An 18,719-nucleotide genomic window follows, 5' to 3' on the forward strand; every position below is an offset into this window, starting at 1 on the left:
CCCGGTACGGTCGGGCGCGTGCCGATCATCCTGGAGAGCCACCACGACGTCGCCGTCCTGCGGATCGACCACGGCGGCGGCAACACGCTCGACACCGCGTCCTGCCGTGAGCTCGTGCTCCGGCTGGAGGAGGCCGGCCAAGCCCGCGCTGTCGTGCTGACCGGCACCGGCGGCATCTTTTCGGCGGGCGTCGACCTCAAGCGGCTGCACGCGGGCGGCGCGGCGTACGTGTCGGAGTTCCTGCCGCTGCTGTCGGACGCGCTGCTGGCGGTGTTCGGCTTCGCGCGTCCGGTGGTCGCCGCGCTGAACGGGCACGCCATCGCCGGCGGCGCGGTGCTCGCGGCCGCGTGCGACCACCGCGTGCTCACCACCGGGCCCGGCCGGGTCGGGGTCACCGAGCTGCTGGCCGGCCTGCCGTTCCCGCTCGCCGCGCTCGAGATCCTGCGGTGCGCGTACGGCACGGCTCCCCTGCCGTGGCTCACCTACACGGGCGAAACCCACGGCGGCGAGGAGGCGCTGGCTCGCGGGCTCGTCGACGAGCTGGCGGCACCCGGCGAGGTGCTTGAGCGGGCCCTCGCCGTCGCGACCCGCCTCGGCGAGCTGCCCGCGGAGGCGTTCGCGCACACGAAGGCCCAGATCCGGCAGCCGTTCCACGAGCGGATCGCCGAGCACCGCCACACCGACGACCCGGAGGTCGAGCGGCTGTGGCGGTCGCCCGGCTCACTCGGCGCGGTCAAGTCCTACGTGGACAGGGTGCTGGGCTAGGCGGCGTGGACGCCGCTCTCGGCGAGGGCCTTGATGCCCTCGACCGTCTTCTGCATGTTGGCCTGCAGCTCGCCCAGCCGCATCGCGACGATCTCGTCCTCGTGCTCGGGCATCGAGCCGATGATGGCCGTCAGGTTGGACGGGCCGGGGCCGATCTGGGCCCATTGGCGCAGGATCGTGCCGTCACCGTCCGGGACGAGCTCGAAGCGCCAGGACGCGGCCGGGTTCGTCACGTCCATGACGGCCCAGGCGAACAGCCGCCCGGGCTCGTAGCCGGTCACCGTCGAGACCGTCTCCCACTCCCCGGCGACCGGGTGGGCGTTGCGGCCGCGGAACTGCGCGCCCAGGCCCGGCTCGGCGCCGTCGATCCAGCCGCCGCCCTGGAACTCGCTGGAGAACCGGGCCGGCAGGTCGACGTCCAGCAGCCACGACCAGACCTCGGCCGGGTGCGCGGCGATGCGGACTTCGACCTGCGTCGTAGGGCAGTCGGAAACCTTCATGGCGGACCCCTCGCTCGATGCCGGTGCCTTCGGATCGGACCGTAACGTGGTGCCGATCACCCGGACAACTCGCACGATGCCCGCGGCCGCGCACGATCGAGGACGCCGCGCCACCCGCCGGAAGTCGGGACCTGGGCGGGCTGCGCCCGGACAGCCGATTGCCTGCCGCGGCCGGTTCTGTGAAAGTCCCACGGTGGGTCCGGCGAACCGGGGAGGGTGTTTCATGCGCAGAACGTTCATCGCGCTGGCGGTCCTGCTGACGGTGGCGGGCCTCGCGCCCGCGGCCTCGGCGGCGCCCGACATCACGACCGTGCTGGAGCGGATCCCGGGGCTGACGATCGTCAAGGAAGACCCGGCGCCGTCCGGGTTCCGGTTCTTCGAGCTGACGTTCACCCAGCCCGCCGACCACCGGCACCCCGGCGCGGGCACGTTCGAGCAGCGGTTCACCCTGCTGCACCGCGACTTCTCGGCCCCGACGGTCGCCTTCACCAGTGGCTACAACGTCAGCGCGAAGCCGAACCGCTCGGAGCCGACGCAGATCGTCGACGGCAACCAGCTTTCGATGGAGTACCGGTACTTCACGCCGTCGCGACCGGAGCCGGAGAACTGGGCGAAGCAGCTGACGATCTGGCAGGCCGCCGCGGACGAGCACCGCGCGGTGCAGGCGTTCAAGGCGATCTACCCGGGCAAGTGGCTGGCCACGGGCGCCAGCAAGGGCGGTATGACCGCGACGTACTTCCGGCGCTTCTTCCCCGGAGACGTCGACGCGACGATCCCTTACGTGGCGCCCAACGACGTGATCGACCCGATCGACGTCTACAACCGCTTCCTCGCGCACGTGGGCGACGACCCAGGCTGCCGCGACGCGCTGAAGGCGATCCAGCGGGACGCGCTGAAGCGACGGGACGAGCTGGGCGCGATCGCGGCGGCCGACGCGGCCCGGCGGGGGCTGACGTTCTCGATCGTCGGCTCGGCGGACAAGTCACTGGAGATCGCGGTGATCGACTCGTACTTCGCGTTCTGGCAGTACCAGAAGCAGGCGGACTGCGCGACGGTGCCGGCACCGGGAGCACCGGCGGCCGACGTCTACGCGTGGTACGAGAAGGTGGAGAGCCTCAACACGTATTCGGACCAGGACCTGGCCCCGTTCATCCCGTACTACTACCAGGCGGCGGTCCAGCTGGGTTCACCCGAAGCGTACGACAGCTATTTGCGTGACCTGCTGCGCTACCCGGGCGCGGACCAGCCGAAGACGTTCGTGCCGGCGTCGATCCGCCTCCCGCACTTCGACTACCTGGCGATGCCGGACATCGACTTCTGGGTGAAGTCGCAGGGAACCCGGCTGCTGTTCGTGTACGGCTCGAACGACCCATGGGGAGCAGAGCCGTTCGAGCTGGGCTTCGGCAGCCGCGACTCGTACCGCTTCTACGTCCAGGGCGGCAACCACGGAGCGAAGATAGCCCAGCTGGCACCGGCAGAAGCGGCGGCGGCAACGGCGACGGTCCGGCGTTGGGCGGGGTTGCCGGCCACGTCGGCACTGACGGCGCGAAGCGCCCCGGCGGGCTTCCCGGACTTCGACGCGGACCTGACGTTGACGGGCCGCTCGCGGCTCTGAGCGGCCCTAGGGGCGTTTCGCTTTGGGCAGCCGGCTGACGACGTCGTCGTAGGAGGCGTCGATCAGGTCTTCGAGCTCGGCGTCCGGCACGCCGGCGTCGAGCTCGACGCGGTTCCAGCCGTACCGGCCGAGATAGGCCATGACGGTGACGGAGTCCGGATACCGCGCCCGCAGCTCGGCGGCTTCCTCCCGGGTGGCACCGCACTTGACGGCGACGCTGCCGGGCTCGTCCTGCCCGATGAAGGCGAAGCCTTTGCCGCCGACCTTCGCGACGAGCACGTGGTCACCGAACGGATAGGTCTCCTCCGCACCCGGCTTGCCGAGGCAGTACGCGACGACGGCTTCGATGTTCACGACGCGGGCTTCACCACTTCAAGGTCGATTCGGCAAGGGCGGCGCCCGCCGGCGGGCACCTCCCCGGAACGGCGCTGCTGCCGGCCCGGAGCCGACGGCCGCACGGAGCACCCGGGGCCATCGGCTCGGCGGGCTACTTGATACCGGCCGCGTCCATGCCCCTCAGCTCCTTCTTCAGGTCCGAGATCTCGTCCCGCAGCCGGGCCGCCAGCTCGAACTGGAGATCCCGCGCCGCCTGCATCATCTGGTCCGTCATCTGCTGGATCAGGTCCGCCAGCTGGGCCCGCGGCATCGCCGAGACGTTCTTGTCGACCAGCATGCCCGAGCTGCGCACGCGGTCGCCTTGCTCCGGCTTCTTGCCGCGCGAGGAGTTGCGGCCCGAGCCGCCCACCGAAACCTGCTCGGTGTCCTCCGCCTCGCTGTACACGCGGTCGAGGATGTCCGCGATCTTCTTGCGCAGCGGCTGCGGGTCGACGCCGCGCTCCTTGTTGTAGGCGATCTGCTTCTCGCGGCGGCGGTCCGTTTCGTCGATCGCGTGCTGCATCGACTCGGTGATCTTGTCCGCGTACATGTGGACCTCGCCCGAGACGTTCCGCGCCGCGCGGCCGATCGTCTGGATCAGCGACGTCCCGCTGCGGAGGAAGCCCTCCTTGTCCGCGTCGAGGATCGCCACCAGCGACACCTCCGGCAGGTCGAGACCCTCGCGCAGCAGGTTGATGCCGACCAGCACGTCGAAGTCGCCCGCGCGCAGCTGCCGCAGCAGCTCGACCCGGCGCAGCGTGTCGACCTCCGAGTGCAGGTAGCGCACCCGGATGCCCAGCTCCAGCAGGTAGTCGGTGAGGTCCTCGGCCATCTTCTTGGTCAGTGTGGTGACCAGGACGCGTTCGTCCTTGTCCGCGCGCTCGCGGATCTCGTGCACCAGGTCGTCGATCTGGCCTTCGGTGGGCTTCACGACCACCTTCGGGTCGACCAGGCCGGTCGGCCGGATGACCTGCTCGACGAACTCGCCGCCCGCCTGGCCCATCTCGTACGGCCCCGGCGTCGCCGACAGGTAGACGGTCTGCCCGATCCGGTCGGAGAACTCCTCCCAGGTCAGCGGCCGGTTGTCGACCGCGCTGGGCAGCCGGAAGCCGTACTCGACCAGGTTCCGCTTCCGGGACATGTCGCCTTCGTACATGCCGCCGATCTGCGGGACCGTCTGGTGCGACTCGTCGATGACCAGCAGGAAGTCTTCCGGGAAGTAGTCGATCAGCGTGGCCGGCGCCGAGCCCGGCCCGCGGCCGTCGATGTGGCGCGAGTAGTTCTCGATGCCGGAGCAGAAGCCGACCTGGCGCATCATCTCGATGTCGTAGGCCGTGCGCATCCGCAGCCGCTGCGCCTCCAGCAGCTTGCCCTGCTTCTCCAGCTCGGCCAGGCGTTCTTCGAGCTCCTTCTCGATGCCCTGGATCGCCTTCTCCATCCGCTCCGGACCGGCTACGTAGTGCGTCGCCGGGAAGATCCGGACCTCGTCGACCTCCTTGACGATGTCCCCGGTCAGCGGGTGCAGGTAGTACAGCTTCTCGATCTCGTCGCCGAAGAACTCGACCCGGATCGCCAGCTCCTCGTACGCCGGGATGATCTCCACCGTGTCGCCCCGTGCGCGGAACGTGCCGCGCGCGAACGCGATGTCGTTGCGGGTGTACTGCACGTCGACCAGCGCGCGCAGGAACACGTCCCGGTCGAGCTGCATGCCGACCTCGAGCTTCGTCGACCGGTCGAGGTAGGACTGCGGCGTGCCCAGGCCGTAGATGCACGACACGCTCGCGACCACGATGACGTCCCGCCGCGACAGCAGGTTCATCGTGGCCGAGTGCCGCAGCCGCTCGACGTCGTCGTTGATCGAGGAGTCCTTCTCGATGTACGTGTCCGTCTGCGCGATGTACGCCTCGGGCTGGTAGTAGTCGTAGTAGCTGACGAAGTATTCGACCGCGTTGTGCGGGAACAGTTCGCGCAGCTCGTTCGCCAGCTGGGCGGCGAGGGTCTTGTTGGGGGCCATCACCAGCGTCGGCCGCTGGACGCGCTCGATCAGCCACGCGGTGGTCGCCGACTTGCCGGTGCCGGTGGCGCCCAGCAGCACGACGTGCTTCTCGCCGGCCTTGATCCGGCGTTCGAGCTCGTCGATGGCCGCCGGCTGGTCACCGGCGGGCTGGTAGTCACTGACCACCTCGAACCGGCCGCCGGTCCGGGGGATCGCCGAGACCGGGCGGAAGTCGGACTGGGCGAGTACGGGGTGTTCGGTTGCGAAAGCCACGTCGACCAGAGTAGGCCGACGCACCGACAATTTCCGTCCGGCCTGGTCAGCGGGGGCGGAAGACCGTGACGGACGTGACTTCGCCGCCGTCCACGCGGCAGTGCAGGACGGCACCGGGCACGGGCTCGTCGTCCGCGAAGCACGAGACCAGCACCCGGTCGGGCCCGGTCGCCCGGACCTCGGTCCGCGGGAACTCGGCGAGCACCTCGGCGACGTCGTCCGCGGGCTCGGGCTCGGCGAGGTGGGCGAGCACCACTTCGCGCGGGGACGGCGGCGGCGGGATCGGCAGGCCGTGGCCTTCGAAGAGGCGGTTCAGCTGGTCGGCGGCCGAAACGGCGCGGGGGAAGCCGGCGAACGCCGCCGTCTGGACGACGACCTCGCAGATTTCGGCCGGCGAAAGGCCCGAGGCCAGCCCGGTGCGGAGGTGGACGCTCAGCGGCGGGCCGACCATCCCCGCGGCGACGATCGCGGCCAGGGTGGCCGCCTCCCGCGTCCGGCTGTCGAGGGCGGGACGGTCGTGCAGGTGGCCGTAGACGGTGCCGACCGCCAGCTCGCCCAAGGCGGGGATCGTCGCGAACAACGCGTCCAGGCGCCGGTCGCCGTCCTCGACGAGGCTCGCGAAGTTTTCGCGGCCACGTGCGTGCAGGTCCGCCATCGGCTCGGTCATGGTTGCCTCCCCCTCAACAACTGCAGTCACAGCAGGAACAGCAGTCGCAACAGTCGCAATCGCAGTCACAGCTCGAGTGGGGTTTCCCGCTCCACGGCCCAGGATAGGGATCGCGGCAGCAGAACTGGCAGGTACAGCACATGTACGGCGTGAGGGCGCAGCCGAGCAAGAAGTTGCGCTTGCGCGGCGGGACGGCGAACTTCGGGTACCAGAGGCCGCCGCCTTTGCCGTCGAGGGGTTCTGGTTGGCCTCGGCCGGGACCGCCCGGGTCACCTGGGCCCCCAGGCCCACCAGGCCCACCAGGCCCACCGGGGCCACCGGGGCCACCGGGACCGCCCGGACCACCAGGGCCGCCAGGCCCACCCGGACCACCCGGACCACCAGGGCCACCAGGGCCACCAGGGCCATCGGGACCGCGGCCACCCGGACCACGATCACCAGGGCCACCTGGGCCGCGGCCGCCAGGACCGCCCGGGCCGGGAGCGCCGGGCGGCGGAACAGGACCGGGCGGCGGAAACCCCTGCGGCCGCGGCGGACCGGCCGGCGGAACCTGGTGAGGATGCCCCTGCGGAGCAGGCCCCCGCCCGATCCACCCGGGCGGCGGCTGCTGCGGATGCTGCGGCGGCGTGGGTCCGGGCCCGATCCAGCCGGGCGGCTGCTGCCCGGCGAGGCCATCCACCCAACCGGCGGCACTGTGCGCAGCAGAGCCACTCGCCCAACCGGCACCGTCCGCGAGCACTCGCCCAGCAGAGCCACCCGCCGGCTGGCCACCCGGCCGCGACTCATCCCCCGCCGAGCCACCCGCCCACTGGCCTCCGCACCCGGCGCCCGAGCCGTGCCCGAAAGCCCGGCGCACCGCCTGGCGCAGCTCGTGCACCAACAGCGCGTGCACCAGCCCGGACTCCGCGAACTCCACCTCCCGCAGCGCAAGCTCGACCCCCAGCACGGCGTCATCACACAACCGCCGCGCCTCTTCCAGCGACGTCCCCGTGGCGCGGAGCGGATTCCACGCCCCCGCCGCCGCGTCCGCCTCGTAGTCCTCGACCGCGTCCAGCAGGTGCGCCACCCGGCCGAACAGGCGGCCCGCCTCCGCCAGCGGGCCTGCGTTCGCCGGGCGGCCCGCCAGCTCCGCCGTCCGGGCGAACGCTGCCGCCGTTGCGCGCTCCGCCGGTTCCGTCGCCCGCAGCACCGGGTCGCCCGGCCGCATCGCTCGCTCCAGCTCGCCCTGCCGCTCGACCGCCTCCACCAGCACCGCCGTGTCGAACCCGACCCGCCCGCCGGTGCGACCGCCCTGCTTCGCCCACCGTGCCGCGACGCGGCGTGCCGCGACCGCCACCGGGCGCCTGCCGAAGGCGCCGTCGCCGTCCTCGACGTGGTCGCCGACCTTCGCCGCCGCCAGCACCAGCGATACCGCCGCCGCCAGCTGGGCGCCCTCGCCGCGGGCCACCGACGCCGTCCGCATGCCCCGCAGCGGGCACGGCCCCGCGTCCCGGCGCAGCTGCTCGCTCGGTGCCTGCGCCTCGACCAGCGCCGAGATGATCAGCCCGTCGTAGTTCGTGACGACGCGGGCCAGCTGGCCGTGCTCGTCGCGCAACGTGAGGCACAGCCCGCACAGGTGCGCGAGCCACTCCGCGTGCAGCCCGCCGGACAGCCGGTGCCGGCACGGCCTGATGATCCCGAACATCCCTACTCCCCTTCGGACGGTCGGCGCACCTTAGCCCGAACGTGTGGCGCGCGTGGACGGTGTGCGCGATTCGTGACCGCCCCGGCAGGATGAGCGCCATGGCCGCACCGCACCCGCCGAAGCTCGAGATCTTCGATCCCGCCACGCGCACGAACGTCGACCCGAAGGGCATCCGCCGGGACGTCGAAGAGTTCCGCGAGGAGCCGTTCGGCCTGTACCTGGCCCGCCCCACGCCGGGTCGCGCCCAGTTCCACTACCTCGAGTCGTGGCTGCTGCCCGGGCTCGGCCTGCGGGTCACCGACTTCTGGTTCTCTCCCGGTCACGAACGCGACCAGGACTTCTACCTCGACGTCGTGCGCATCCACCGCGACGGCTCCCGCTGGCTCGCCACCGACCTCTACGTCGACCTCGCGCTCAAGGACAAGCTGTCGCTGCGGGTCATCGACACCGACGAACTCCTCGAAGCCCACGCCGCCGGCCTGGTCACCGCCGAAGACGCCCGCTTCGCCCTCGAAACCACCTACGCCGCCGTGGAAGGGCTGGCCGCGCACGGCTACGACCTCGCCGCCTGGCTGTCCACGAAGGACATCACGCCGACCTGGCGGCGGCACCCCTAGGGGCCACTGCATCCTCCGAACGATGGATGCCGGGTGGGCCGGTTTGATGACGCGCCGGAGGGCGTCCTCGCGGGATTCTCGATCCGCAGGCACGGAACGAGAAGGGGGACGGCGGCATGCCGGTCATCGAGGTCGAGCACCTCCACAAGCGGTACGGGGACAAGGTGGCGGTCGACGACGTGTCGTTCACCGTCGGACGCGGCGAGGTCTTCGCATCCTCGGCCCGAACGGCGCGGGCGAGACCACGACCGTCGAGTGCCTGGAAGGGCTGCGCACGCCCGACCGCGGAAGGCTCGAGGTGCTCGGCCTCGACCCGCGCCGCGACCGGGCCGAGCTGCGTCAGCGCGTCGGCGTGCAGCTGCAGGAGAGCCGCCTGCAGGACAAGCTGCGGGTCGGCGAGCTGCTCGACCTCTACGCCACCTTCTACCGCGCTCCCGCGGACCCGGAGCGGCTGCTCGCCACGCTCGGGCTGACCGGGCAGCGGAACACCGCGGACAAGAAGCTCTCCGGCGGCCAGCAGCAACGGCTGTCCATCGCCCTCGCCCTCGTCGGGAGCCCCGAGCTGGCAGTGCTCGACGAGCTCACCACCGGCCTCGACCCGCAGGCGCGCCGCGACACGGGGGACCTCATCGAGGCGGTGCGCGACCAGGGCGTGACCATCCTGCTCGTCACGCAGCTCATGGCCGAAGCCGAACGGCTCTGCGACCGGATCGCGGTGATCGACGACGGCCGCGTCGTCGCCGTCGACACCGCGGGCGGGCTGGTCGCGCGGGTCACCGACGAGCAGATCGTGCGGTTCCGGCCGTCGGCGCCGCTCGAGGCGGGCCTGCTCGAAGCACTGCCCGAGGTCCGCCGGGCGGAGCGGCACGGCGGGCAGCTCGTCGTCACCGGCCACGGCAACGTGCTGCACGCGGTGACGTCGCTGCTCGCCCGGCTGGGCGTGATCGCCGGGGACCTCCGGGTCGAGCAGGCCGGCCTCGACGACGCGTTCGTCGCGCTCACCGGCCACCGGCCGGGATGAAGGGGAATCCGTGACCGTCCTGACGAAGCTGACCGCGGCCGAGGCCAAGGTGTTCCTGCGCGACCCGGGCGCGCCGGCCGTCGTCGCCGGCATCCCGCTCGCGCTGCTGCTGGTGTTCGGGCTGCTGCCCGGCGCCGACCGGCCCGACCCGAAGTACGGCGGCCACAGCGGGCCGGCCACGGTGATCGCCGATGGCCGTGACGATCCTGCTCGCCATGCGCGGCCGTTGCTCGGGCACTTCACCGGGCTCCGGCCGCTGGGCGAGGTGGACACGGGAGCCGCCGAGCCGAGCTCGTTCGACGGCGTCCCGCTGTGGCTGGCGACCGGGCGCACCGAGCCGTGGCCGGGGCTGTGGCCGCAGCTGGTCAACACGCACACGTGAGCCCACGTAGGGTGCGGGGAGGACCGGCGCCGACGACGGACAGGAGCATGATGGACGCCGCAGCCACGGCCACCGGCCAGGCGGAAGCCGAACTCGCGCCGTTCGCCCGGCGCCCGGTCGCGCTGCTGGCGCTGGGCACGGCCGCCGCGCTGCTGCTCACGGCGGGCCGCTACGGCTACTTCGGCGACGAGCTGTACTTCCTCGCCGCCGGCAAGCACCTGGCCTGGGGCTACGCCGACCAGCCGCCGCTCGTGCCGGCCCTGGCCCGGGCGATGGACTCCCTCGCGCCCGGGTCGCTGGTCGTGTTCCGGCTGCCCGCGATCGCGGCGACCGCGGCCGGGGTGGTCGTCACGGCGCTGATCGCGCGGGAACTCGGCGGGCGGCGGAAGGCGCAGGCCCGCGCCGCGGCGGCGTACGCGATCTGCGGGCAGTTCGTCGGCAGCGGCCACTACCTGGCGACGTCGACGATCGACCCGCTGCTGTGGACGCTCGTGCTGTGGCTGCTGGTGCGCTGGGTCCGCACCCGGGACGATTCGCTGCTGATCTGGCTCGGTGTCGTGACGGCGGTGGCGCTCAACGACAAGCTGCTGATCGGCGCGTTCTGGCTGGTCGCCGGGCTCGCGGTGCTCGCGTTCGGGCCGCGGGAGCTGCTGCGCCGTCCGAAGCTGTGGCTGGGGGCGCTGATCGCCGCCGTCTCGCTGGTGCCCACGCTGCTGTGGCAGCGCGCGAACGGCTGGCCGCAGCTGGGTATGGGCGACGCGGTCGGCGCCGAGGTCGACGCCGCGGGCGGCCGCGCGAGCTTCCTGCCGAACCTGCTGGCCGGCGCGGGCTGGGTGATCGGCGCGCTCGGCGTCCTCTACGGCGCCGCCGTGCTGCTCGGGAGCGGGCAACTGCGGCCGTACCGGTTCCTCGGCTGGACGGCGCTCGGCGTCGTCGCGGTCTTCCTGGTCGCGAACGGCCGGTACTACTACGCGGCCGGGATGTTCGGGGTGCTGTGGGCCGCGGCCGCCGTGCATCTCGAAACCCGGCAGCCCGCCCGGTGGTGGCGGTGGGTGCCGACGTGGCCGGTGTTCGTGCTGTCCGCCCTGTTCAGCCTGCCGTTCACGCTGCCGCTGTGGCCCGCGCACTGGCTGGCCGGCCACCCCGGCGCGCCGCGGCCCGCCTACGCGGCCGAGGAGATCGGCTGGCCGGACCTCGCCGACGACGTCGCCGCGCTGTACCGGACCGCGCCACCGGGCACCGCGGTCGTCACCGGCGGCTACTGGCAGGCGGGCGCGCTCGGCCGGTACGGGCCCGAGCGCGGCCTGCCCGAGGCATACAGCCCCAGCCGTGGCTTCTGGTACTTCGGCCGCCCAGCCGACAACGCCGGCAACGTCCTCTTCGTCGGCTACGACCCCTCGAAGCTCACGAGGTACTTCGGCGACGCTCGCGTCGTCGGGCAAGTCGGCAACCGGCTCGGCGTCCGCAACGCGAGCGCGCACATGCCCGTCTGGCAGCTCACCGGCCGCACGGCGAGCTGGGCCGAGATCTGGCCCCGGCTCAAGGACATGAAGGCGTGAGCCTCCGGGTCGACTGGAACCGGCCGATGTGGCCGCCGGAAGCGGCGAAGGCCGCCTGCGGCTGGCAGCCCTGGCTGAACCGGGTCGAGCGGTACCTCCCGGGCACGCTGCTCGCCACCGCGGCCCTGGTGTTCGGCGGGCACGACGGCCGCTGGTGGGCGACCACCGGCCCGCTGGTCGCCGCGACGGCGCTGTGGGTGGCCGCCGCGATGCACCTGCCGGTCCGGCGGCTGCGGGACCACCCCACGTTCGCCCTGCTGAGCTTCCTCGGCGTCATCGGGCTGGGCAGCGTCCTGGAAACGCGGGACGTCACGTTCCTGATCTTCATGATCTTCGGGTTCTTCGCGGCCATGCGGCTGCGGCCCACATGGCTGGCCTTCGTGGCGCTCGCGGTGACGTCGCTGCTGATCAACACCCTCGGCAACGGCGGGCCGGTCCGCGCGCTGCGCCAGAAGCCGGGGATCTGGATCACGATCACCATCGTGCAGACGACGGCCACCGGCGGCGGCGGGCTGCTGCCGGCGGCCATCGCCCGGCAGAACGACGAACGCCGGCGCACTGCACCCCGAGGCCCTCGACTCCGCGTCGCTGCCCGACGCGCTCGCCGGCGTCGCGGCGCGGTGCAGCGAGCGGACCGGCGTACCCGCCGGGTTCACCGCCACCGGCGCGCCACGGCCGCTGCACCCGGAGATCGAGGCGACCATCCTGCGGGTCACCCAGGAAGCGCTGTCCAATGTGGACAACCACGCCGCGGCGGTGCGCGTCGGCCTCACGCTGTCCTACATGGACGGCGAGGTGACGCTGGACGTCCGGGACGACGGCGCCGGGTTCACCCCCGGCCCGGGTCCCGGCTTCGGCCTGCCCGGGATGCGCCGCCGCGTCGAGCGCCTCGCCGGTACGCTGCACGTCGAGTCCGAACCCGGCGGCGGCACCGCGATCTCGGCCGTCCTCCCCGCCGTCGGGCCCCTGCCGGAGGTCTCCGCATGACGATCAGCGTGCTCATCGCCGACGACCACCCGATCGTCCGCGACGGGCTGCGCGGCATCTTCACCGGCCGCGGCTTCGAGGTCGTCGGCGAGGCGGCGAACGGCGCGGAAGCCGTGGCGCTGGCCGAGCGGCTGCGCCCCGACGTCGTGCTGATGGACCTGCGGATGCCGGGGACCGACGGCGTCGCGGCGATCGCCGAGCTGGCCCGGCTCGGCAACCCGGCGCGCGTCCTGGTGCTCACGACGTACGACACGGACTCCGACGTGCTGCCCGCCATCGAAGCGGGCGCGACCGGCTACCTGCTCAAGGACGCCCCGCGCGAGGACCTGTTCCGCGCCGTGGAGGCCGCCGCCCGCGGCGAGGCGGTGCTCTCCCCCGCCGTCGCGTCCCGCCTGCTGGGCCGGATACGCGAACCAGCACGGGAGCCGCTGTCGCAGCGCGAGCTGGAGGTGCTCACGCTGGTCGCGCGCGGTTCGACGAACAAGGAAGCGGCGAAGAAGCTGTTCATCAGCGAAGCGACGGTCAAGACGCACCTGATCCACGTCTACGCGAAGCTGGGCGTCAAGGACCGCGCGGCGGCGGTCGCGGTCGCGTTCGAACGCGGGCTGCTCGGCTCCTAGGGCGTCCAGCCGGTGGCCGCGGCCCACTTCTCCGCGCGGGCGAACACGCCGTTGACGAACTCCTGCTTCTCGTCCGCGTACGCCGCGACGTTGCCGTCCTCGGCGTGGGCCTCGGCCAGCCGCAGCTTCACGTCGCGGTAGTCGTCGCGCTCGTCCGGGTGCGCGCGCAGGTAGTCGCGGAAGAGCAGCGCGAGCCGCCACGCGGGCGTCTCGAGGGACCGGACGTGCAGGTTCACCGGCCGCTTCGGGTCGGCGCCGACGTGCAGGCGCTTGGGCCACGTGCCGGTGCCGTCCTGGGCGTCGTCGCACCACTCGCCTTCGAGCCGCGGGAAGCCCGCGTCGGACAGCAGTTCGCCGAGCGTGTCGGCGTCGTCCAAAGTGGACACGGTGAGCTGCAGGTCGAGGACGTCCTTCGCGGGCAGGCCGGGGACGGCGGTCGAGCCGATGTGGTCGGCGCGGCGGGCCAGCTCCCCCGCCGTCGCGCGGACCCTGGCGAGCACCCGCTCGGCCTGCTCCGGCCAGGTGGGGTCGTAGTCCGCGATCCTGGGCGACATCGGCGGGCGCGGCCGGCGCAGCCGGACGTTCGCCTCGAACGGCACGAGCCGGTCGGCCCACAGCGCGTCGACCTCGGCGAGCACGGCGTCCTCGGCGCCGCCGTTGTCCAGCCAGACGTCGGCGACCGCGCGGCGCTGCTCGTCACCGGCCTGCGCGCGGATCCGCGCCCGCGCGTCGTCCTCGGCCATGCCACGCGCCGTCACCAGCCGCCGGACACGCACCTCGACCGGCGCGTCGACGACCACGACCAGGTGGTAGGCCGCCGCGAGCCCGTTCTCGACCAGCAGCGGGATGTCGTGGACGACGACGGCGTCCGGCGCGGCGGCGGCCATCAGCTCGCCGGTGCGGGCGCCGACGAGCGGGTGCACGATCGCGTTCAGCCGGCGCCGAGACTCGTCGTCGGCGAACGCCTTGGCGGCGAGCGCGGGCCGGTCGAGCGAACCGTCCGCGGCCAGGATCTCGTCGCCGAACGCCTCGACCAGCCGCGCGAGCCCCTCGGTCCCGGGCTCGACGACCTCGCGGGCGATCCGGTCGGAGTCCACCAGCACGGCGCCGTGCTCCGCGAGCCGGTTCGCCACGGTCGACTTCCCGGCACCGATTCCACCCGTCAACCCCACACGCAACATGCCGATCACCCTAGTCAGCGTCGCCGGAGGCACACGGACGGGTGATCCGCAAGGCGATCGTGACGCGTGACTCAACCGATATCCGGACACGCCGCGTGGCTTTCCCACCTTGACCGGCCGGATTGCGTACCGTGCGCGCGACAGGGTCGCCCACACGGAGGAACGATGGCGGACAGCAAGCACGTCGGACGGCACCGCCTCGGCACGCCGGGGCTGGTGCACTGCGTTCTTCATCGCCCGGTGGCCGACGCGCTGGCGGACTACCGCCGCACGTGGCTGAGCGCGCTGCTGGTCCCGGCCAAGCACAGCTTCGCGGGCCTGCGCCGCAAGGCCCGCGCGGCGGCACTGGAGCGCATCTGGGTCCCGGCGGTGACGACGACCTCGGCCACGGTGACGCCCCGCGCCGCCTGACGGGCCGCTCACCCGCACTCAGCGCGGCGGCTTTTCTCCGGCGGACGGGTGCCTCGCCAGGGCCGCCCGGCGCATCCGCAGGGATTGAGCGCTGCGGCGGATCAGCCGCAACCCGCAGAACCCGCGCGCGGGCCTTCGGCCCGGCCCAGCCAGCACCCGACGCACCCCGCAGAACCCAGCCCGCTTGGCGGCGGAGTTGGCCGGCGCGCCGACCGCAGCTCGGCCGCCCAGCTGACGGCCTCGAACCGCAGCCCGATCTCGCTCACCGCGGATACCGGTCGGTGCCGCCCGGGGCCGGGGCAACCCAGCGCACCGGCAGCGCCCGACCGCGACCCGTCCGGCCATCCGACGTCCGCCGCACGGCGCCCAGCCGCCTCCACCCGCCGAACCGGCAGCCGCTCAGCGAGCCGTCTCGTGGGTTTCGATCGCTATCTCCGCTGAGAGCGTGCGGTGCACCGGGCACTTGTCCGCGATCAGCATCAGCTTGGCCCGCTGCTCGTCGTCCAGGTCGCCCTCCAGCTCGATCTCGCGCGTGATGCGGCTCAGCATTCCGCTCTCCGTTTCGCACTTCTCGCAGTCGCGTGCGTGGATCCGGTCGTGGCGGAGGCGGATCGTGGCCTTCCGGAGCGGGATTTGCTTGCGGTCCGCGTACATCCGCAGCGTGATCGCCGTGCAGGAACCCAGGGAGGCCAGCAGCAGCTCGTACGGGTTCGGCCCCGCGTCGGCGCCTCCGACCTGCACCGGCTCGTCGACCAGCAGTTCGTGGGTCGCCGTCGTGACTTTCTGCGTGTACCTGCCGTCGCCGGTTGCCGTGACGATGACCGTTCCCGGCTCGGGGCGTTCCATCCGCTTCAGTCCTCCCAGGGTGATTCCTCGATCGTGGTGACGAAGTCCTTGCGGACGAAGCCTGGCACGAACCGGGCCAGGACATCGGCTTTGACGTTCCCGAAAGTCGTGTCGGGACGGTCACGGATGCCTTCGGTGAACGCCGCGAGGATGCGCCGCTTGAAGTCCGGGCGCGGGTGCGCCGCCACGATCGCCGCGCGGGCCTCGGCCGGGAGCTCGTGGTAGCCGATGCCCAGGACGTCGTACTCGACGCCGGCCGTCACCAGCGCCACCTCGGGTTCCAGGTACTCCGGGATGCCCGGGGTCGTGTGCAGCGCGATGGCCGTCCACGCGATCCGGGCGCGTTCGGCATCGACGCCGTGGCCGAGCAGGAAGCGGCGCGCCTCGTCCGCGCCGTCGAGCTCGAACCGGCGGTCGCTGCGGTGGCCGGCGACGAGGCCGAGGTCGTGGAACAACGCCGCCACGTAGAGCAGCTCGGCGTCGAACTCGAGGCCGCGGCGGCGGCCCTGGAGCGCGCCGAAGTGGTAGACGCGGCACGAGTGGTCGTACAGCAGCGGCCCGGCGGTGTCGCGGACGAACTCGGCGGCTTCGCGGGCGAGTGCGGAATCGGGGACGTCGACGGTCATCGGAAAGCCCTTTCGTTCGGTGCTTCCGACGATGCCCGGCACCGCGCTTCCCGGACAGGCGCGCACCGGACGGGAAGCCCGCAGATCCGGACATCCGACGCATTCCCAAGCGGCGCCGGATATCGTATCTTCTGCTGCGGGTGGGTCACCCGGACGTCGTTGCGCGCGAAGGGGGTGCGTCGTGGCCACCAGGCACCTGTCGATGCGCCCCGCCGAGCAGGGCAACCGCGAACGCTACCTCGACGCGGCGCTGTCGGTGCTGTTCGACCGCGGGGTCACGGGCCTGACGGTGCGCGGCGTGGCGGAAGCGGCCGGCGCGTCGACGCTGTCGGTGTACGCCCGCTTCGGCGGCCGCGCGGGACTGCTCGACGCGCTGTACGAGCGCACGTTCGACTCGCTGCGGGAGCTGCTGGAGGGGCTGCCGCCGTCGAGCCCGGACGGGGTCGCCGATCTGCTGCACCTGGCCCTCGAGTACCGGGCGTTCGCGCGCGAGAGCCCGGTTCGCTACGCGCTGATGTTCGAGCGCCCGGTGCCCGGGTTCGACCCCGACCCGGCGTTGCGGTCGGCGGTGCTGCGGACGACGTTCGCGTTGTTCATCGAGCGGGTCCGGCGGGTGTGCCCGCCGGGAGCGGACGCCCGCGCGGCGGCCTACCAGCTGTGGACGGCGATGCACGGCCTGGTCGGCGCGGAACTCATGCTCGCGTCGCGGACGCCGTTGCCGGACTGGTTCATCCCGCCGACCGAAGAGGCGAACGAGGCGATGTACCGCCGCGGGGTCACGGCGATGATGGCCGGCCTGGGCCTGCGCAACCGCTGACGGCTCGACCTCGGTCCACGGTGGACGGGACCTGGTCAGACCCGAGGTGTGCCGCGGCCGACCGCGCCGTGGGGAGCCGGAAACGGGCGAACCCCCGGTCCGCAGTGGACCGGGGGTTCGCCGTCAGCTCGGAGCGCTGGTGCTCACGCGCCACCGGAGAGCTTCTCGCGGAGCGCCGCGAGCTGCTCGTCGGAGGCGAGGGTGCCGCCGCTCTTCGTGTCGGCCGGGGCCGAGGTGTAGCTCTGGTCGCCACCCTCGATACCGGTCGCCGCGTCGGCGGCCGCTTCCGCGTCGGCCTCGACGGCCTTCGCGACCTGCTTCATGTGGGCTTCGTAGCGCTGGTGGGCCTCCGCGTACTGCTTCTCCCACTCCTCACGCTGCTTCTCGAAGCCTTCCTGCCACTCCTGGGTGTCCGGGTCGAAGCCTTCGGGGTAGATGTAGTTGCCCTCGGCGTCGTACTCGGCGGCCATGCCGTACTGGGTCGGGTCGAACTCGGTGTCCGGCGTGACGCCCTCGTTCGCCTGCTTCAGCGACAGCGAGATGCGACGGCGCTCGAGGTCGATGTCGATGACCTTGACCATGACGTCGCCGTTGACCTGGACGACCTGCTCCGGGATCTCGACGTGGCGCTCGGCCAGCTCCGAGATGTGGACCAGGCCCTCGATGCCCTCCTCGACGCGGACGAACGCGCCGAACGGGACGAGCTTGGTGACCTTGCCCGGCACGATCTGGCCGATCGCGTGGGTGCGGGCGAACTGGCGCCACGGGTCTTCCTGGGTCGCCTTCAGCGACAGCGAGACGCGCTCGCGGTCCATGTCGACGTCCAGGACCTCGACCGTGACCTCCTGGCCGACCTCGACGACCTCGGACGGGTGGTCGATGTGCTTCCAGGACAGCTCGGAGACGTGCACCAGGCCGTCGACGCCACCCAGGTCCACGAAGGCACCGAAGTTGACGATGGACGACACGACGCCCTTGCGGACCTGGCCCTTGGCGAGCGCGTTGAGGAACTCGCTGCGCACCTCGGACTGGGTCTGCTCCAGGTAGGCGCGGCGGGACAGGACCACGTTGTTGCGGTTCTTGTCCAGCTCGATGATCTTCGCCTCGAGCTCGCGGCCGACGTACGGCTGCAGGTCGCGCACGCGGCGCATCTCGACCAGGGACGCGGGCAGGAAGCCGCGCAGGCCGATGTCCAGGATGAGGCCACCCTTGACGACCTCGATGACGGTGCCCTTGACGGGCTCGTCCTTCTCCTTGAGCTCCTCGATCGTGCCCCAGGCGCGCTCGTACTGCGCGCGCTTCTTGGACAGGATCAGACGGCCTTCCTTGTCCTCCTTCTGGAGAACGAGGGCTTCGACCTCATCGCCGACGGTGACAACCTCAGCCGGGTCGACATCGTGCTTGATGGACAGCTCACGCGAGGGGATGACACCCTCGGTCTTGTACCCGATGTCGAGCAGGACCTCGTCGCGGTCGACCTTGACGATCGTGCCTTCGACGATGTCGCCATCGTTGAAGTACTTGATCGTCTTGTCGATCGCCGCGAGGAAGTCTTCCTCCGACCCGATGTCGTTGATGGCGACCTGCTGGGGCCCGGTGGGGGCGGTCGGGGCGGTGGCGGTGTCGGTGGTCATTAGGCGGGTTGCTCCGGTGGATGGGAATCGAGGGTTGGCAGTTGTCGGCGCGATGGGTGCATGCGACGACCCTGCGAGCAAACGTCCACCAGTGAACGACCGCGGCATGACCCGCATACGGTGCGCGACCCGGAGCCCGACCA

19 protein-coding genes and 1 pseudogene are annotated in these 18,719 nt (G+C 72.2%); 10 read left to right on the forward strand and 10 right to left on the reverse strand.

Annotation, left to right across the window (positions count from 1 at the left end; genetic code table 11):
• Nucleotides 1-18 precede the first annotated feature (18 nt).
• Nucleotides 19-765, forward strand: a complete 747-nt coding sequence (locus BT341_RS34005; RefSeq protein WP_072480141.1) for an enoyl-CoA hydratase/isomerase family protein — start codon at nt 19-21, stop codon at nt 763-765.
• On the opposite strand, the gene BT341_RS34010 is transcribed toward BT341_RS34005, so the two are convergent.
• Complete coding sequence (locus BT341_RS34010; protein WP_072480142.1) at nt 762-1,265, reverse strand: SRPBCC family protein; 504 nt, start codon at nt 1,263-1,265, stop codon at nt 762-764. The two genes, BT341_RS34005 and BT341_RS34010, sit on opposite strands and share 4 nt — an antisense overlap.
• 223 nt (nt 1,266-1,488) lie before the next feature.
• On the opposite strand from BT341_RS34010, the gene BT341_RS34015 reads away from it, so the two are divergent.
• Nucleotides 1,489-2,880 carry a S28 family serine protease gene (locus BT341_RS34015; RefSeq protein ID WP_072480143.1) on the forward strand — a complete coding sequence of 464 codons (1,392 nt, stop codon included), beginning with the start codon at nt 1,489-1,491 and terminating at the stop codon, nt 2,878-2,880.
• A 6-nt stretch (nt 2,881-2,886) separates the two neighbouring features.
• On the opposite strand, the gene BT341_RS34020 is transcribed toward BT341_RS34015, so the two are convergent.
• The 4 genes from BT341_RS34020 to BT341_RS46060 form a co-directional block, all read right to left on the reverse strand.
• On the reverse strand, nt 2,887-3,234 hold the full coding sequence (locus BT341_RS34020; RefSeq protein ID WP_072480144.1) for an MmcQ/YjbR family DNA-binding protein: 348 nt from the start codon (nt 3,232-3,234) through the stop codon (nt 2,887-2,889).
• A gap of 133 nt (nt 3,235-3,367) precedes the next feature.
• Nucleotides 3,368-5,524: an excinuclease ABC subunit UvrB gene (uvrB, locus tag BT341_RS34025; protein ID WP_072480145.1), complete on the reverse strand. Its 2,157-nt coding sequence runs from the start codon at nt 5,522-5,524 to the stop codon at nt 3,368-3,370.
• 46 nt (nt 5,525-5,570) lie between these two features.
• Nucleotides 5,571-6,191 (reverse strand): carboxymuconolactone decarboxylase family protein, encoded by a 621-nt coding sequence (locus tag BT341_RS34030; protein WP_072480146.1) that lies wholly within the window; start codon nt 6,189-6,191, stop codon nt 5,571-5,573.
• Between the two features lie 13 nt (nt 6,192-6,204).
• The gene (locus tag BT341_RS46060) at nt 6,205-7,875 is read right to left on the reverse strand and encodes a DUF5685 family protein (protein WP_143168738.1); all 1,671 of its coding nucleotides are present in this window, start codon (nt 7,873-7,875) and stop codon (nt 6,205-6,207) included.
• A gap of 98 nt (nt 7,876-7,973) precedes the next feature.
• On the opposite strand from BT341_RS46060, the gene BT341_RS34045 reads away from it, so the two are divergent.
• The 4 genes and pseudogenes from BT341_RS34045 to BT341_RS34060 all read left to right on the forward strand — a co-directional run bounded on the left by BT341_RS34045 (nt 7,974) and on the right by BT341_RS34060 (nt 11,454).
• The gene (locus tag BT341_RS34045) at nt 7,974-8,492 is read left to right on the forward strand and encodes a ribonuclease FAU-1 family protein (protein WP_072480147.1); all 519 of its coding nucleotides are present in this window, start codon (nt 7,974-7,976) and stop codon (nt 8,490-8,492) included.
• A gap of 116 nt (nt 8,493-8,608) precedes the next feature.
• A pseudogene (locus BT341_RS34050) lies at nt 8,609-9,513 on the forward strand (ABC transporter ATP-binding protein).
• 10 nt (nt 9,514-9,523) lie between these two features.
• Nucleotides 9,524-9,895 carry a hypothetical protein gene (locus BT341_RS34055; RefSeq protein ID WP_072480148.1) on the forward strand — a complete coding sequence of 124 codons (372 nt, stop codon included), beginning with the start codon at nt 9,524-9,526 and terminating at the stop codon, nt 9,893-9,895.
• Nucleotides 9,896-9,945: 50 nt separating this feature from the next.
• The gene (locus tag BT341_RS34060; RefSeq protein WP_072480149.1) at nt 9,946-11,454 is read left to right on the forward strand and encodes a glycosyltransferase family 39 protein; all 1,509 of its coding nucleotides are present in this window, start codon (nt 9,946-9,948) and stop codon (nt 11,452-11,454) included.
• On the opposite strand, the gene BT341_RS46975 is transcribed toward BT341_RS34060, so the two are convergent.
• On the reverse strand, nt 11,435-12,013 hold the full coding sequence (locus BT341_RS46975) for a hypothetical protein (protein ID WP_084743093.1): 579 nt from the start codon (nt 12,011-12,013) through the stop codon (nt 11,435-11,437). The genes BT341_RS34060 and BT341_RS46975 overlap by 20 nt on opposite strands.
• A gap of 176 nt (nt 12,014-12,189) precedes the next feature.
• On the opposite strand from BT341_RS46975, the gene BT341_RS46980 reads away from it, so the two are divergent.
• Together BT341_RS46980 and BT341_RS34070 are read left to right on the forward strand one after the other, a co-directional pair.
• The gene (locus BT341_RS46980; RefSeq protein ID WP_245805212.1) at nt 12,190-12,441 is read left to right on the forward strand and encodes an ATP-binding protein; all 252 of its coding nucleotides are present in this window, start codon (nt 12,190-12,192) and stop codon (nt 12,439-12,441) included.
• Nucleotides 12,438-13,061: a response regulator gene (locus BT341_RS34070; protein ID WP_072480150.1), complete on the forward strand. Its 624-nt coding sequence runs from the start codon at nt 12,438-12,440 to the stop codon at nt 13,059-13,061. Before BT341_RS46980 ends, BT341_RS34070 begins: the two co-directional genes overlap by 4 nt.
• Here the strand turns inward: BT341_RS34070 and coaE are convergent.
• On the reverse strand, nt 13,058-14,242 hold the full coding sequence (gene coaE / locus BT341_RS34075) for a dephospho-CoA kinase (RefSeq protein ID WP_072482336.1): 1,185 nt from the start codon (nt 14,240-14,242) through the stop codon (nt 13,058-13,060). The two genes, BT341_RS34070 and coaE, sit on opposite strands and share 4 nt — an antisense overlap.
• A 165-nt stretch (nt 14,243-14,407) precedes the next feature.
• Here coaE and BT341_RS34080 point away from each other — a divergent pair, with 165 nt between their 5' ends.
• The gene (locus BT341_RS34080) at nt 14,408-14,653 is read left to right on the forward strand and encodes a hypothetical protein (RefSeq protein WP_072480151.1); all 246 of its coding nucleotides are present in this window, start codon (nt 14,408-14,410) and stop codon (nt 14,651-14,653) included.
• Between the two features lie 399 nt (nt 14,654-15,052).
• Here the strand turns inward: BT341_RS34080 and BT341_RS34085 are convergent, their stop codons facing one another.
• Nucleotides 15,053-15,499, reverse strand: a complete 447-nt coding sequence (locus BT341_RS34085) for an OsmC family protein (RefSeq protein WP_072480152.1) — start codon at nt 15,497-15,499, stop codon at nt 15,053-15,055.
• A 5-nt stretch (nt 15,500-15,504) separates the two neighbouring features.
• The gene (locus BT341_RS34090) at nt 15,505-16,125 is read right to left on the reverse strand and encodes an HD domain-containing protein (protein WP_072480153.1); all 621 of its coding nucleotides are present in this window, start codon (nt 16,123-16,125) and stop codon (nt 15,505-15,507) included.
• A gap of 202 nt (nt 16,126-16,327) precedes the next feature.
• Between BT341_RS34090 and BT341_RS34095 the strand changes: the two genes are divergently transcribed.
• Nucleotides 16,328-16,942, forward strand: coding sequence for a TetR/AcrR family transcriptional regulator (locus BT341_RS34095; RefSeq protein ID WP_072482337.1), 615 nt, complete (start codon nt 16,328-16,330; stop codon nt 16,940-16,942).
• Nucleotides 16,943-17,085: 143 nt separating this feature from the next.
• Here the strand turns inward: BT341_RS34095 and rpsA are convergent, their stop codons facing one another.
• Nucleotides 17,086-18,576 (reverse strand): 30S ribosomal protein S1, encoded by a 1,491-nt coding sequence (rpsA, locus tag BT341_RS34100; RefSeq protein ID WP_072480154.1) that lies wholly within the window; start codon nt 18,574-18,576, stop codon nt 17,086-17,088.
• Between the last annotated feature and the right edge of the window lie 143 nt (nt 18,577-18,719).

The sequence above is a fragment of the Amycolatopsis australiensis genome (assembly GCF_900119165.1).
GTDB classification, from domain to species: domain Bacteria; phylum Actinomycetota; class Actinomycetes; order Mycobacteriales; family Pseudonocardiaceae; genus Amycolatopsis; species Amycolatopsis australiensis.

Coding starts and splice junctions, on each gene's coding strand:
- BT341_RS34010 (WP_072480142.1), bottom strand. CDS start 1,265: ATGAAGGTTTCCGACTGCCCTACGACGCAGGTCGAAGTCCGCATCGCC.
- BT341_RS34015 (WP_072480143.1), top strand. CDS start 1,489: ATGCGCAGAACGTTCATCGCGCTGGCGGTCCTGCTGACGGTGGCGGGC.
- BT341_RS34030 (WP_072480146.1), bottom strand. CDS start 6,191: ATGACCGAGCCGATGGCGGACCTGCACGCACGTGGCCGCGAAAACTTC.
- BT341_RS46060 (WP_143168738.1), bottom strand. CDS start 7,875: ATGTTCGGGATCATCAGGCCGTGCCGGCACCGGCTGTCCGGCGGGCTG.
- BT341_RS34045 (WP_072480147.1), top strand. CDS start 7,974: ATGGCCGCACCGCACCCGCCGAAGCTCGAGATCTTCGATCCCGCCACG.
- BT341_RS34060 (WP_072480149.1), top strand. CDS start 9,946: ATGGACGCCGCAGCCACGGCCACCGGCCAGGCGGAAGCCGAACTCGCG.
- BT341_RS34070 (WP_072480150.1), top strand. CDS start 12,438: ATGACGATCAGCGTGCTCATCGCCGACGACCACCCGATCGTCCGCGAC.
- coaE (WP_072482336.1), bottom strand. CDS start 14,242: ATGTTGCGTGTGGGGTTGACGGGTGGAATCGGTGCCGGGAAGTCGACC.
- BT341_RS34080 (WP_072480151.1), top strand. CDS start 14,408: ATGGCGGACAGCAAGCACGTCGGACGGCACCGCCTCGGCACGCCGGGG.
- BT341_RS34085 (WP_072480152.1), bottom strand. CDS start 15,499: ATGGAACGCCCCGAGCCGGGAACGGTCATCGTCACGGCAACCGGCGAC.
- BT341_RS34090 (WP_072480153.1), bottom strand. CDS start 16,125: ATGACCGTCGACGTCCCCGATTCCGCACTCGCCCGCGAAGCCGCCGAG.
- BT341_RS34095 (WP_072482337.1), top strand. CDS start 16,328: ATGCGCCCCGCCGAGCAGGGCAACCGCGAACGCTACCTCGACGCGGCG.
- rpsA (WP_072480154.1), bottom strand. CDS start 18,576: ATGACCACCGACACCGCCACCGCCCCGACCGCCCCCACCGGGCCCCAG.